Origin of the sequence: Rhodococcus sp. NPDC127593, from assembly GCF_042671975.1 — a bacterium.
GTDB lineage: Bacteria > Actinomycetota > Actinomycetes > Mycobacteriales > Mycobacteriaceae > Rhodococcus_F.
In genome coordinates, this window is record NZ_JBHXWI010000026.1 from 131,267 (window position 1) to 144,201 (window position 12,935).

13 protein-coding genes are annotated in these 12,935 nt (G+C 67.8%); 5 read left to right on the forward strand and 8 right to left on the reverse strand.

The genetic code is table 11. The features are described 5' to 3' along the window. Positions 1 to 19: 19 nt before the first annotated feature. Positions 20 to 1,105 (reverse strand): phosphotransferase family protein, encoded by a 1,086-nt coding sequence (locus ACFVJ3_RS24485; RefSeq protein WP_378454506.1) that lies wholly within the window; start codon positions 1,103 to 1,105, stop codon positions 20 to 22. A 228-nt stretch (positions 1,106 to 1,333) separates the two neighbouring features. On the opposite strand from ACFVJ3_RS24485, the gene ACFVJ3_RS24490 reads away from it, so the two are divergent. Both ACFVJ3_RS24490 and ACFVJ3_RS24495 read left to right on the forward strand, forming a co-directional pair. Continuing rightward, entirely contained in the window at positions 1,334 to 2,647 is a 1,314-nt protein-coding gene (locus ACFVJ3_RS24490) for an MFS transporter (protein WP_378454507.1), read from the forward strand. A gap of 47 nt (positions 2,648 to 2,694) precedes the next feature. Then, complete coding sequence (locus ACFVJ3_RS24495; RefSeq protein ID WP_378454508.1) at positions 2,695 to 4,239, forward strand: acyl-CoA synthetase; 1,545 nt, start codon at positions 2,695 to 2,697, stop codon at positions 4,237 to 4,239. Between the two features lie 4 nt (positions 4,240 to 4,243). Here ACFVJ3_RS24495 and ACFVJ3_RS24500 read toward each other — a convergent pair whose 3' ends face one another. From ACFVJ3_RS24500 to ACFVJ3_RS24515, 4 genes are all read right to left on the reverse strand, one after another. Continuing rightward, positions 4,244 to 5,494 (reverse strand): MFS transporter, encoded by a 1,251-nt coding sequence (locus ACFVJ3_RS24500; RefSeq protein ID WP_378454509.1) that lies wholly within the window; start codon positions 5,492 to 5,494, stop codon positions 4,244 to 4,246. Positions 5,495 to 5,717: 223 nt separating this feature from the next. Then, positions 5,718 to 6,080: a PH domain-containing protein gene (locus ACFVJ3_RS24505; RefSeq protein WP_378454510.1), complete on the reverse strand. Its 363-nt coding sequence runs from the start codon at positions 6,078 to 6,080 to the stop codon at positions 5,718 to 5,720. Next, positions 6,077 to 7,078, reverse strand: a complete 1,002-nt coding sequence (locus tag ACFVJ3_RS24510; RefSeq protein WP_378454511.1) for a YihY/virulence factor BrkB family protein — start codon at positions 7,076 to 7,078, stop codon at positions 6,077 to 6,079. The genes ACFVJ3_RS24505 and ACFVJ3_RS24510 overlap by 4 nt, the downstream gene beginning before the upstream one ends. Before the next feature lie 61 nt (positions 7,079 to 7,139). Further along, on the reverse strand, positions 7,140 to 7,745 hold the full coding sequence (locus ACFVJ3_RS24515) for a TetR/AcrR family transcriptional regulator (protein WP_378454512.1): 606 nt from the start codon (positions 7,743 to 7,745) through the stop codon (positions 7,140 to 7,142). Positions 7,746 to 7,854: 109 nt separating this feature from the next. Here ACFVJ3_RS24515 and ACFVJ3_RS24520 point away from each other — a divergent pair, with 109 nt between their 5' ends. From ACFVJ3_RS24520 to ACFVJ3_RS24530, 3 genes are read left to right on the forward strand one after another with little or no spacing between them, the layout of a single operon-like run. Next, the gene (locus ACFVJ3_RS24520) at positions 7,855 to 8,712 is read left to right on the forward strand and encodes a crotonase/enoyl-CoA hydratase family protein (protein WP_378454513.1); all 858 of its coding nucleotides are present in this window, start codon (positions 7,855 to 7,857) and stop codon (positions 8,710 to 8,712) included. Further along, the gene (locus tag ACFVJ3_RS24525; protein WP_378454514.1) at positions 8,709 to 9,113 is read left to right on the forward strand and encodes a nuclear transport factor 2 family protein; all 405 of its coding nucleotides are present in this window, start codon (positions 8,709 to 8,711) and stop codon (positions 9,111 to 9,113) included. Before ACFVJ3_RS24520 ends, ACFVJ3_RS24525 begins: the two co-directional genes overlap by 4 nt. Positions 9,114 to 9,136: 23 nt before the next feature. Further along, on the forward strand, positions 9,137 to 10,114 hold the full coding sequence (locus ACFVJ3_RS24530; protein ID WP_378454515.1) for an NAD(P)H-dependent flavin oxidoreductase: 978 nt from the start codon (positions 9,137 to 9,139) through the stop codon (positions 10,112 to 10,114). Between the two features lie 68 nt (positions 10,115 to 10,182). Here the strand turns inward: ACFVJ3_RS24530 and ACFVJ3_RS24535 are convergent, their stop codons facing one another. The 3 genes from ACFVJ3_RS24535 to ACFVJ3_RS24545 are packed head-to-tail and all read right to left on the reverse strand — an operon-like array spanning position 10,183 to position 12,803. After that, positions 10,183 to 11,334, reverse strand: coding sequence for an acyl-CoA dehydrogenase family protein (locus ACFVJ3_RS24535; RefSeq protein WP_378454516.1), 1,152 nt, complete (start codon positions 11,332 to 11,334; stop codon positions 10,183 to 10,185). 55 nt (positions 11,335 to 11,389) lie between these two features. Then, entirely contained in the window at positions 11,390 to 12,004 is a 615-nt protein-coding gene (locus tag ACFVJ3_RS24540) for a TetR/AcrR family transcriptional regulator (protein ID WP_378454517.1), read from the reverse strand. A gap of 37 nt (positions 12,005 to 12,041) precedes the next feature. Continuing rightward, entirely contained in the window at positions 12,042 to 12,803 is a 762-nt protein-coding gene (locus ACFVJ3_RS24545; RefSeq protein ID WP_378454518.1) for a 3-hydroxyacyl-CoA dehydrogenase, read from the reverse strand. Between the last annotated feature and the right edge of the window lie 132 nt (positions 12,804 to 12,935).

Consider the following 12,935-nt stretch of genomic DNA (forward strand, 5'->3'; position numbering starts at 1 on the left):
CTGTTCGGTTGCGCCGCGGTCAGCGGCGGAGTTCGGACACGGGCGACGCGGCGGCGAGGTCGAGCGCGCGCTGCAGCAGCGGGCCGACCATGTCGCCGACGTCGTCGAAACCTCCACCGACGGTGTCGCCCTGCGCGTGCCGGGCGTTGATGCCCTCGAGGATGACGGCGATCTTGAAGTCGGCGAACACCGTGTACCAGTCGATGTCGGGGATCTCGATGCCGCGCTGCGTGGCGTAGCGGTCGAGAAGTTCGGCGCGGGTGGGGAATCCGTCGAGGCGGGCGAGGCCCTTGGTCACCGGGTTGTCGACGGCGCCGGGCTGGTCCCAGAAGCTCAGCATGATCCCGACGTCGGCGAGGGTGTCACCGAGCGTGGCCATTTCCCAGTCCAGAACGGCGACGATCTTCCCGGCGTCGTCGCGGGACGCGAGCACGTTGTCGAGTTTGACGTCGCCGTGGACGATGCCCGGGAAGTGCGAGGTGGGCAGCGCCCGGCGCAGCTTGTCGAGCAGCACGGACACCTCGGGGCGATCGGTGGTGCGCGAGGCCTCCCACTGCCGGGCCCAGCGGTCGAGTTGGCGTTCGAGGTATCCGCTGGGGCGGCCGAACGAGCCGAGCCCGACCGCGTCGGGGTCGACGCCGTGCAGCGCGGCCAGGGTGTCGGCGAGATCGAGCCCGAGCCGGCGACGGTCGTCCGGGGTGAGTGCCGAAGCCTGCTCGACTGTCCCGACGGGCCTTCCGTCCACCAGTTCCATGAGGTAGAACGACGCGCCGAGCACGTCCTTGTCCTCACACAGCAGCACCGCTTCGGGCACCGGAACGGCTGTTCCCGCCAGTCCCCTGATCACCGTGAACTCACGCTTCATGTCGTGCGCGCTGGGCAGGACATGCCCGTACGGGGGCCGCCGCAGGACCCACGTCCGGTCGGCGTCGGCGACGCGGTAGGTGGGATTCGATCGGCCACCGCTGATGAGCGAGACGGCGAGGTCGCCGCGCACCCCGCCCTCGAGTGCGCCGTCGAGGTAGTTGGTGAGACCGGTGAGATCGACGCCTGCCGAATCCTCCCGATCCTCGTGGGTGTCCGCTTCGGCGTGGGACGTCGTCATCCGCTGCGTCCTTTCGGGTACTTCGATCCTCAGCCAAACGCTCGTTCGGCCAGTTACCATCATCAACTGAGCGAGCGCCGGAAGTCAATATCCCGTTATCCAGCGGATAATGCGGATGTATTCCGATAACAAGCGGCGAACCGGACCTCTTGCCAATCGATCGTTCGCTTGGCATGATCCACGAGAAGTGATGCACGTCTCATCCGCCTCCGAAAGGTCAGGACACCTATGACGGACCAGTTGACCGGGTCTGCTGCCACCACCGAATGGGGGACCGAAGACCGCGTCCGAGCGCGTCGCGCCGCGATCGCGGGCGGCGTGGGCACCCTGATCGAGTACTACGACTTCAGCCTGTACGGCTACCTCGCGATCGTGATGGCCCCGCTGTTCTTCCCCAGCAGCGACCCGGCCACCGCGCTGCTGTCCGCACTCGCCGTGTTCGGCACCGCCTACCTCATGCGTCCACTCGGGGGCATCGTGTTCGGACACATCGGCGACCGGTTCGGGCGGAAGAAGGCCCTCCTCGCGACGCTCGTCTGCATGGGCCTCGGCAGCATGGCGATGGGATTCCTGCCCACCCACACGCAGGCGGGGATCTGGGCCACCGTGCTGCTCGTCGTCGTGCGGATGGTCCAGGGATTCTCGGCCGGCGGCGAGGTCGGCGGCTCGGCCACGTTCATCTCCGAATCCGCGCCGCGGCATCTCAAGGCCACCTACGGTGCGTTCACCCCGCTCGGATCCACGATGGGGTTCGCGATGGCCGCCGCGGTCGCGGGCACGGTGTCGGCGTTGACCACCGACGCGCAACTCGAGAGCTGGGGATGGCGGGTCCCGTTCCTGCTCGCGTTGCCGCTGACGCTGCTCTGCCTGTGGGCCCGCACCCGGGTCGAGGAGACCCACGGCGAGGACGCCGATTCCGGACCGGTCCAGGCGCCCGTCGTCGCCGTCTTCAGGCGTCAGCCGCTCGCCCTCCTGCAGTCGGTCGGAATCAGTGTGGCGTGCAACGGAACCGCGTACATCGGCCTCACCTACATGAGCATCCATCTGATGAAGAGCCTCGGCTACGAACGCACCCCGGTCTACTGGATCGCGACCGCCGTCATCGGTGTCGTCGCGCTCGCGATGCCGCTCGGGGGCATGCTCGCCGACCGCATCGGACGGTTGCGGTTCACCGTGATCAGCCTCGCCGGATTCGCGATCATCACCTACCCCGCCATGGCGGTCATGCACCACAGCCTGTGGATCGCCGCGATCGCCTACCTGCTGATCATGGTCAACACCGTCGGAACCCAGGTCGGCTCGTACACGCTCATGCCGCTGTTGTTCGACAAGGACGTCCGGTTCACCGGTGTCGCCATGGGCTGGAACCTCGGCGTCGTCATCGCCGGCGGCACCGCCCCCTTCGTCGCCGTCTGGCTGGTGGAGAAGACCGGAAACGTCCTCTCCCCCGCCGCTTTCGTGATCGTGGCGGCGATCATCGGACTGATCTCGGTGGCCGGCGTGGCCCGCCGCTCCAAGGTCGCGCAGGAACAACTCGGCTGAGGCCGCACAGATTCACCCCTCGAGATCCATCACGAATTGGAGTAACCATGTATCCCGGCGCTCATGCTGCCACCACACCCGACAAGCCGGCCGTGATCATGGCGGGCACCGGGCAGACGGTCACCTTCGCCGAACTCGAGTCCCGCTCGATCCGCATCGCCCGCCACCTGCACGCCCTCGGACTGCGCCGCGGAGATCACGTCGCGGTGCTGGCCACGAACACCCCCGCGATCTTCGACATCTATTGGGCGGCGATGCGTTCCGGGCTCTATCTCACGATGGCGAACTGGCACCTCACGCCACCCGAGATCGCCTACATCGTCGAGGATTGCGGCGCCAGGGCGTTGGTCGTCGACGCCGCACTCGACGCGGTCGCGCGGGAACTCCCCGCCCTTACCCCGGCCACCGAGCACAGGCTCGCGTTCGGCGGAACGATTCCCGGCTACGACTCGCTCGACGCCGCCGCGGCCGCGGAGTCGGACGTCCCGCTCCCCGACCAGCCCCGCGGGGCGGACATGCTGTATTCCTCCGGCACCACCGGTCGCCCGAAGGGCATCAAACCGGAACTGCCCGCACGGCAGATCCAGGAACCCGGCGACACCATGACCGGCATGAACGCGACGGTGTGGGGAGTCACGTCGGAGACCGTCTACCTGTCACCGGCCCCGCTGTATCACGCGGCACCGCTGCGCACCTGCGCGTCGGTGCAGGCCCTGGGCGGCACCGTCGTCGTGATGGACCGCTTCGACGCCGAGAAGGCGCTCGCGTACATCGAGCAGTACCGCGTCACCTACAGCCAGTGGGTACCCACGATGTTCGTCCGCATGCTGAAGCTGCCCGCGGAGACCCGCGAGAAGTACGACGTCACCAGCCTGCGCGTCGCCGTGCACGCCGCGGCCCCGTGCCCCGTGGAGGTCAAGCGGCAGATGATCGAGTGGTGGGGTCCGATCCTGTCGGAGTACTACTCGTCCACCGAACTCAACGGCATGACGCTCGTGAATTCGGACGAATGGCTCCGCAAGCCCGGCACGGTCGGCCGCGCCGCGCTCGGCGTCGCCCACATCTGCTGCGACGACGGTGCCGACCTCGCGCCGGGCGAGATCGGCACCCTCTACTTCGAGCGGGACACCCTGCCGTTCGAATATCACAACGCCCCCGCGAAGACCCGCGACGCCCAGCACCCGCAACACCCGACGTGGACCACCACCGGCGACGTCGGCTACCTCGACGAGGACGGGTATCTCTTCCTCACCGACCGGAAATCGTTCATGATCATCTCCGGCGGCGTCAACATCTATCCGCAGGAAATCGAGAACACCCTCACCGAACACCCCGCCGTCCTCGACGTCGCGGTGATCGGGATCCCGGACGAGGAGATGGGTGAATCGGCGCTGGCCGTGGTCCAGACCGTTCCGGGCGTGACAGGGGACGACGCGCTGGCGAGCGAACTCCTCGACCACGTGCGGGGACGGCTCGCCCGGTTCAAGGTGCCCCGGAACGTCGTCTTCAGCGACGACCTCCCCCGCACCCCCACCGGGAAACTCGTCAAAGGCACGCTACGAGATCGCTACGCTGCCGGGGTTCACGCCTGAACCGTCAGCCGTCGGCGACCGGCTCGTCCCGGCGCCGGCGGTCGAGGAGGACCGCGATCGTGAGGACGATCAGCCCGGCGACGCCGAGGAGGGCGCCGACGGCGGCCGGGGCCGTGTAGCCGTATCCGGCCGCGATCACGACACCACCGATCCACGCACCACCCGCGTTGGCGAGGTTGAACGCGCCGTGGATCAGCGTCGACGCGAGCGTCTTCGCGTCGCCCGCCGCGTCCATCAGCCGCGACTGGACGGCCGGGAAGATCGCCGTCACCGCCATGCCGATGAAGAACAGCACGATCAGCGCCGTCACCGGGTTGTGTGCGGCGACGATGAACAGCGCCAGGACGCAGATCAGGGCGATCATGCACCCGAACAGCCCGGGCACCACCGCGTTGTCGGCGATGCGGCCACCCACGACGTTGCCGAGGATCATCCCCGAACCGAACAGCATCAACGCCACCGGAACCATCGCGTGCGGCAGTCCGGACACGTCGGTGAGCGTCGAACTGATGTACGTGTACACCGCGAACGAGCCGCCGAAGCCGACCGTCGCGAAGATCAGCGTCATCCACACCTGCACCCGGCTCAGCGCCCCGAGTTCGGCCACCGGGTTGCTCACATGCACCCCGGCCAGCGGCGGGACGAGGCGTGCCAACGCCACCAGCGTCACGATTCCGATGATCACCACCAGCACGAACGCGGACCGCCAGCCCAGGATCTGGCCGAAGAACGCCGTCGCAGGCACCCCGACCACGTTCGCGACCGACAGGCCCATCATCACGGTCGCGACCGCCTTGGCTCGCTTTCCCGGCTCCGCGAGGTGCGCGGCGACCAACGCCGCGACGCCGAAGTACGCGCCGTGGGGCAGCCCGGCGAGGAACCGGGCGGCCAGCAGCGACTCGTATCCCGGTGCGAGGGCGGTCGCGAGATTGCCGACGACGAACGTGGCCATCAACGCGATGAGCAGCGTGCGCCGCTCGACGCGCGCGGCCAGCGCCGCGATCGTGGGCGCCCCGACGACGACGCCGAGCGCGTACGCGGACACGAAGTGCCCGGCCACCGGCTCCGACACCCCGGTCCCCGCAGCCATCGCGGGCAACAGGCCCATGGAAGCGAATTCCGTTGTGCCGATGCCGAACCCGCCGAGGGCAAGCGCCAGCATCGCGCCCCGCCGGCTCGGTGACGGAATCCGCGGACGCAGAGACGGACGAGCGTTGACCGCAGGTTCGGTGAGGTGGACTGCAGGCGGCGTCATGGCAGCAAGACTCCCGTCGGGCTGATCGTAGGATCGGCGAACACGTGCAATGGGCTCGCCTGAGGAAAGCGCCGGGCCTGGATCGTGGCAAACCGGCTCGTCCCAGTATGGGCGAGGCCGCAAGCGAATTAACAATCCGCAGGGACGTGATTCCACTCACCGGCGCGGTGAGTGGGTGCGTCGCCGTGACCTGGGGCGGCGCACCGGAGCAGAGCGACCTACGTCACGTGATGTGTTCGAGAATCACCGTGTGCACGTGGTGGGCCTTGTCCATGCCGCGGAAGTCGGCCTCGTACGTGGTGTCGGCGACATCGACGGCGATGCTGCTGGAGGAGAAGAACTGGCCGGCCCACGACTTGTTGCTGAGGAACGAGACCGAGCGGATGTTCTTGTACGGGATGGACGTGATCGCGGTGCGCTTGCCGACGAAGCTCTTGTCCTGGATCACGACGCGGAGGTTCGTGATCCCGAGGAAGCCGGTGCCCGCGCCGATGCAGTCGTACACGGCGATGATCGTCTCGCCGGGCAGGATGCCCTGCTGGACCTGCTTCAGTTGCTCCGACTTGTCGAAGATCGGATCGGTCATCGCTCCTCCTTCGACGGCGGTCCAGGCCTGTCCATCTTCGCAGAAACTTCGTCGAACGTGACGTGGATGCCCTCGTGCGGTACCGCGCGTTGCGCCTTCGCCTGGTCGGTGAACGTCCTTTTGTCGCCCTCCACGAGGTCGGCCTTGTCCGTGAACGGTCCGAGCAGCGCCCGCGGGTGCAGTCTGTCGACGCGCACGACGTTGATCTCCACACACACCACGATCGCCGCGGCGGCGAGGAAGAGGAAGGCCAGCAACCCCAGCACGACGGCGAACACCCCATTCGTCACGGACGCCGTGCTCACCACCTTGCTCACGTAGTACGCCCCGAACGATTGGAGCACCTGCCACAACACGGCCGCCGCGACGGCGCCGGGCGCCACGTCGGCGACGGACAGCGGCCGGGCAGTGGCGAGCCGGAACGCGAGGACGAAGATCGCGGAGTTGATCGCGATCGCGGCGAGCATGAGAAGCACGGTGGACGATCCCGAGAGATGCGTCGCGGCGCCGACCGCGGCGACCGCGGCCGTGCCGAGGACTGCGAGACCGATCGTGCCGAGCAACAGCAGTCCCCGCAATCGGCCGCGGATCGGGTCGGGCCGCATGTTGCGGGGCACCGACCACGCCGTGTTCATCGCGTTCTGGCTGGCCAGCGCCACACCGAGGCCGCCGTAGAGGGCGCCGACGAGTCCGATCACCAGGCCCGTCACTCCGCCGCCGATCCGGTGCGGGTGGGCCAGGTCGGCGCCGATGACCGGGAACTGGCTCAGCGCCGAGTCGATGATGTCCTGCTGCAGTTCGGAATGCCCCGACAGCACGAAACCGAGCACCGTCGACAGCAGAAGCAGCAGGGGAAACAGCGAGATGAACCCGTAGTAGGCGATCAACGCCGCGAGGTACACACCCTGATCGTCGAGGAACTTGTATGTGACGGCGATCGGGAAGCCCATCGCCGGGTATCTCTGTTGGAGAGCGTCGAGCCGTCTGGCGAACTTCATCTCACGCTCCGTTTCCGCGCCACCCGCTACCCCGATTCTGCCCGGGGCGCGGCCACGGCGATCAGACGGTCGGTTTCACCATCGCGAGGGCGAGGTCGGCGTAGCGCTCGGCGAGTTCCTCGGGCTTCAGGGGACCGTCGGCGTGCCACCAGGTGCACACCGACTGGCCCATGTTGATGATGCCGCGGACGGCGTCCCGCGGGTATTCGGTCGCGAAGTCGCCCTCCTCGACGCCACGCTCGATGACGTCCCGGAAGAGGTGCTCCTGTTCGTCGCGGAGGGCGACGACGAGCCGGCGGCCGGCGTCGTCGAGGCTGCGTATCTCGGTGGCGCCGACCATTGCGTCCAGCTGTCGGGTGGTGTGGAACATGACCCACGCCCGCATCAGGGCCTGCAACTGGTCGGCGGGGGCGCCACCCGAGCGCAGCAGCGCACCGCGGGTCATCGCGATGGCGTCGTGGAGTGCGCGCACCATGATGTCCTGCAGGATCTCCTGCTTCGACGCGAAGTGGTGGTAGATCGAGGCGACGGTGATGTCGGCGCCGCGGGCGATGTCGCGCATGGACGTGCCGTGATAGCCGCGTTCGTTCATGTTGGCTACCGCGGAGTCGAGGATCACCTGCCGCCCGGTACCCGTGCTCACGGCAGCCACCTTTGCAGCGCACATCCCTCGGTCTCCGTCCCCGATCCGATCGTCACACGACCACTCCAGGGTAGTGGGTCCCGTCACAGAACCCGCTCTAGCGATCGTTCGGTAACAGTGTCATGCTGGGGCGGTGGATCACATCGGACTCGCCGTCGCGGATGGCATCGCGACGATCACCCTGAACCGGCCCGACCAGCTCAACGCGTTCACCAGCACCATGGAGAACGAGCTGATCGCCGCGTACGACCAGCTCGACGCGGACGATTCCGTCCGGGCGATCGTGCTCACCGGAGCCGGACGAGCGTTCTGCGCGGGCGCAGACCTGTCCGCCGGTGCCGCCACGTTCGATCGCTGGCAGGACGAGGACGAGGGCGCCGACGCCCGCCGCGACGGTGGCGGCCGCGTGGTGCTCCGGATGTTCGAATCCCGCAAGCCGATCATCGCCGCGATCAACGGACCGGCCGTGGGAGTGGGCATCACGATGACCCTCGCCGCCGACTTCCGTCTCGCCGCCGACGACGCCCGCATCGGATTCGTCTTCAACCGCCGCGGCATCGTCCCCGAATCCTGCTCCACCTGGTACCTGCCGCGCCTCGTCCCCCTGCAGACCGCCCTCGACTGGGTGTATTCCGGCCGGGTGTTCCCCGCCACGGAAGCATTCGACGCCGGCCTCGTGTACAAGCTGTACCCGCGTGAGACCCTGCTCGACGAGGCATACGCGCTGGCCCGGAGCCTGACCGAGCACTCCGCCCCGGTGTCGGTGGCGCTGTCGCGCCAGATGATGTGGCGGGCACTCGGCGCCGAGCACCCGATGATCGCGCACCGCGTCGAGACACGCGGGATCAACATCCGCGGCATCGGGCCGGACGCGCGTGAAGGCATCTCCGCGTTCCTCGAGAAACGGCCCGCCGTGTTCCCCGACAGCGTCCGTGACGACCTGCCGGACGTGTTCGGCGAAGACCTTCCGACCCCGGCGTTCCGCGGATGACCGCCGGACTGCCGGCCCGCCCCGGCGTCGTCGCCCGCTGGCACCACGTCGTCGACCATCGCGACCTCGCCGCCCTCGACGCCCTGATCGCCGACGACGCCGTGTTCTCCTCCCCCGCGGTGTTCACTCCGCAGGAAGGGAAACCGAAGGTCCTGGCGTACCTCGGCGCCGCCCTGACCGTCTTCGACGGCACCGGTTTCCACTACGTCGAGGAGTGGTACGGCGACCGTTCGGCGGTCCTGGAATTCGCCACCGAACTCGACGGCATCCACGTCAACGGCATCGACCTCTTCCACTGGAACGACCGCGACCAGATCACCTCGTTCAAGGTGATGGTCCGCCCCGTGAAAGGCCTGCAGGCGCTCATCCCGCTGATGGCCGCCCAGCTCTCCCAGTCGTAAACCACTGCATCAAGGAGAAATTCATGAGCCTGCCCCCCATCCTGCAAGACCGGCTTCGCCTTCCCGTGGTCGCGTCGCCGATGTTCATCGTCTCCGGTCCCGACCTGGTGATCGCCCAGTCGACGTCGGGCATCGTCGGATCCTTCCCCTCCCTCAACGCCCGCCCGCAGCCGGTGTTGCGCGAATGGCTCACCCGCATCACCGAAGCCCTCGCCAAGCACGACGCCAACAACCCCGAGACACCGTCCGCCCCGTACGCGGTCAACCTGATCGTCCACAAGAGCAACGACCGTCTCGACGAGGACCTCGCCACCATCGTCGAGTTCCAGGTCCCGATCGTCATCACGTCCCTCGGCGCCCGCGCCGACGTCAACGAGGCGATCCACAGATACGGCGGCATCGTCCTGCACGACGTCATCAACAACAAGTTCGCGAAGAAGGCCGTGGAGAAGGGCGCCGACGGTCTCATCGCCGTCGCGGCCGGTGCGGGCGGACACGCGGGCACCCTGTCACCGTTCGCGTTGATCCAGGAGATCCGCGAGTGGTTCGACGGGCCGGTCCTGCTGTCGGGCTCCATCGCCCACGGCCGCTCGGTCCTCGCCGCGCAGGCCGCAGGCGCCGACCTCGCCTACATCGGCTCCGCGTTCATCGCCACCGAAGAGGCCAACGCGGACCAGGGCTACAAGCAGATGATCGTCGACTCCACCGCGTCCGACATCGTCTACTCCAACCTCTTCACCGGGGTGCACGGCAACTACCTGCGCGGCAGCATCGAGGCCGCCGGACTCGACCCGAACAACCTCGCCGTGTCGGACCCGTCCGCCATGGACTTCGGTGTCGGCGAGGACGCGGACACCGCCGTGAAGTCGGAAGCCAAGCCCTGGCGCGACATCTGGGGCGCCGGACAGGGCATCGGCGCCGTCGGCGCCGTCGTCCCGGCAGCGGAGATCGTCGAACGCCTCACCCGTGAGTACGCCGACGCGCGGGCTCGCCTGCTCTAGGCGCTTCGCGCCCGTGCGCCTTTCTGGTTGTTCCGACTACCAAAAAGGCGCACGGGCGGCGGAGCCGCCTATCCTGCCGCGATATCGCGGCCGATGATTTCCTTCATGATCTCGGTGGTTCCGCCGTAGATCGTCTGGATCCGACTGTCGACGTACGCGCGGCCGATGGGGTACTCCATCATGAAGCCGTAGCCGCCGTGCAACTGGACGCAGCGGTCGACGACACGCTTCTGCAGCTCACTGGCCCACCACTTGCCCTTCGACGCGTCGACGGCGGTGAGTTCGTCTGCGTTCAAGGCGAGCACGCACCGGTCGATGTGCGATTCGGTCACCTCGATCTCGGTGAGCATCTCCGCCAGCGCGAACCGGGTGTTCTGCAGATCGCCGATCGGCTTGCCGAATGCCTTGCGCTCGAACACGTAGTCCCGGGTCCACTGATACGCGGCCTTCGCGGCTGCGATTGCGTTTACGGCGATCGAAATACGTTCGAGGGGCAGGTTTTCCATGAGGTGGACGAAACCGCAACCCTCGGTGCCGAGCAGATTGTTCGCGGGCACCCGCACGTCCTCGAACACGAGCTCGGCCGTGTCCTGACCGGCCAGGCCCACCTTGTGCAGCTTGCGGCCACGACTGAAGCCGGGCATGCCCCGCTCCACGACGAGCAGGGAGAAGCCCTTGGAACCGGCGCTCGGGTCGGTGCGGGCGACGACGATGACGAGGTCGGAGTGAATGCCGTTGGTGATGAACGTCTTCTGGCCGTTGATCACCCACTCGTCGCCGTCCCGCACCGCGGTGGTCTTCACGCCCTGCAGGTCGCTGCCGGCCCCGGGCTCCGTCATCGCGATGGCACCGATCAGCTCGCCCGCGGCCATGCCGGGCAGCCACCGCTGCTTCTGCTCGTCCGTGCCGAGGTTCACGATGTACGGGATGGCGATGTCGTCCTGGAGCGACAGTCCCGAACCGAACGACGTCGTCGCGGTGCGGGCGATCTCCTCGGCGACGACGTACCGGAACCGGTAGTCGGTGACGCCCGAGCCGCCGAACTCCTCGGGTACACCGAGTCCGACGATCCCGGACTTGCCGGCCGCCAGCCACGCCGAGCGGTCGATGAGCCTGTCGGACTCCCACCGTTCGTAGTTCGGCTCGATCTCGCGGGCGAGGAACTCGCGCACCGTTTCCCGGTACGCTTCGTGGTCCTTGTCGAAAAGTGTGCGCTGCATGGCCTCTCCTTGTCACCGGGACGAGCTCGTCCGGCTCGGTGGACCCGGCGCGATGTCAGTGGGCGGGTAGATACCCGACGGTGTGTAGGGCGATGTCGACGTAGCGGTCGGCGACCTGCTCGGGGGTCAGTGCTCCGCCGAGCTGGAACCAGCGTGGAATGGACTGGCACATCCCGAGGAGGGCGCGCACGGTCTCGGGGACGTCCCTACTGTGGAACACGTCGGCAGTGACGCCGTCGGCGACGAGGTCGATCATCATCAGTTCGAGCCGCTTACGGGTCGCGGCGTAGCGGCTGCGGCTGTCGGCCGAGACGTGCCGCAACTCGGTGTCGAGGGAGACGTGCCGAACCCGGTACGTCATGTACAGGACGATCGCCTCGACGACGTTGGAGAATTGCGCCACCACGTCGTCGCCGGCGTCTCGGGCGGCTGCCTCGGCGCGGTCGTTCAGTTCGCGCATCTGCAGTTCGAACAGGGCCACGAGAACGGCTTCCTTGCTCTCGTGGTGGTAGTACAGGGCGGGGACGGTCACCCCGACACGACGGGCGATCTGCCGCACCGTCGTGCCGTGGTAACCGTTCTCGTTGAACAGATCCAGTGCCTGCTCGAGGATGGGCGTCAGCGGCAGGGCCTCGAACCTCCGCCAGTCGGCGTACACCGAGTCCGTCATGGTCGGCCCGTCCTCGCGCAGAGTCACAGGTCGCCGATCAGCGCGGTGCCATGCGGATGGCGCCGTCGAGACGGATGGTCTCGCCGTTGAGCATCGGGTTGCTGACGATGTGCGCGGCGAGCGCGCCGTACTCGGACGGGTCGCCGAGACGCGAGGGGTGCGGGACCTGAGCGCCGAGCGACTGCTGCGCCGCCTCCGGCAGGGTGGCGAGCAGCGGCGTCTTGAACAGGCCGGGTGCGATGGTGTTGACGCGGATCAGCAGCGACGCGAGGTCGCGGGCGATCGGCAGGGTCATGCCGACCACGCCGCCCTTCGACGCGGAGTACGCGGCCTGCCCGATCTGGCCGTCGTATGCGGCGACGGAGGCGGTGTTGATGATGACGCCGCGCTCGCCGTCGATCGGCTCGTTCTTCGAGATGCGCTCGGCGGCAAGACGGATCACGTTGAACGTGCCGATCAGGTTGACGGTGACGATCTTGGTGAAGTCGGCCAGCGGGAAAGCACCGTTCTTGCTCACGGTCTTGATGGCGTTGCCGATGCCGGCGCAGTTCACGGCGACACGCAGCGGTCCGAGCGACTCCGCGACATCGAGTGCGGCGGACACGTCGGCCTCGCTGGTGACGTCGCCGGCGGCGAAGCGCACGCGGTCGCCGAGTTCCTTGGCGACGGTCTCACCGTTGGACGAGGGCAGGTCGATGATGACGACGCTGGCGCCGTCGGCGAGCAGGGCCTTGGTGGTGGCCAGGCCGAGGCCCGAGGCACCGCCGGTGACGAGTGCGACGCTGTCGTTGACGATCATGTCTATACCTTTCGGAGGCAGGGTTATTCGAGAGGGTGGGTCAGATGCGTTCGATGATGGTGGCGTTGGCCATGCCCGCGCCCTCGCACATGGTCTGCAGGCCGTAGCGTCCGCCGGTGGCCTCGAGGTTGT

Excerpts from the sequence above, each read along its gene's own strand:
- ACFVJ3_RS24485 (WP_378454506.1), bottom strand. The coding sequence starts at position 1,105 with ATGACGACGTCCCACGCCGAAGCGGACACCCACGAGGATCGGGAGGAT.
- ACFVJ3_RS24490 (WP_378454507.1), top strand. The coding sequence starts at position 1,334 with ATGACGGACCAGTTGACCGGGTCTGCTGCCACCACCGAATGGGGGACC.
- ACFVJ3_RS24495 (WP_378454508.1), top strand. The coding sequence starts at position 2,695 with ATGTATCCCGGCGCTCATGCTGCCACCACACCCGACAAGCCGGCCGTG.
- ACFVJ3_RS24500 (WP_378454509.1), bottom strand. The coding sequence starts at position 5,494 with ATGACGCCGCCTGCAGTCCACCTCACCGAACCTGCGGTCAACGCTCGT.
- ACFVJ3_RS24505 (WP_378454510.1), bottom strand. The coding sequence starts at position 6,080 with ATGACCGATCCGATCTTCGACAAGTCGGAGCAACTGAAGCAGGTCCAG.
- ACFVJ3_RS24510 (WP_378454511.1), bottom strand. The coding sequence starts at position 7,078 with ATGAAGTTCGCCAGACGGCTCGACGCTCTCCAACAGAGATACCCGGCG.
- ACFVJ3_RS24515 (WP_378454512.1), bottom strand. The coding sequence starts at position 7,745 with ATGTGCGCTGCAAAGGTGGCTGCCGTGAGCACGGGTACCGGGCGGCAG.
- ACFVJ3_RS24525 (WP_378454514.1), top strand. The coding sequence starts at position 8,709 with ATGACCGCCGGACTGCCGGCCCGCCCCGGCGTCGTCGCCCGCTGGCAC.
- ACFVJ3_RS24530 (WP_378454515.1), top strand. The coding sequence starts at position 9,137 with ATGAGCCTGCCCCCCATCCTGCAAGACCGGCTTCGCCTTCCCGTGGTC.
- ACFVJ3_RS24535 (WP_378454516.1), bottom strand. The coding sequence starts at position 11,334 with ATGCAGCGCACACTTTTCGACAAGGACCACGAAGCGTACCGGGAAACG.
- ACFVJ3_RS24540 (WP_378454517.1), bottom strand. The coding sequence starts at position 12,004 with ATGACGGACTCGGTGTACGCCGACTGGCGGAGGTTCGAGGCCCTGCCG.
- ACFVJ3_RS24545 (WP_378454518.1), bottom strand. The coding sequence starts at position 12,803 with ATGATCGTCAACGACAGCGTCGCACTCGTCACCGGCGGTGCCTCGGGC.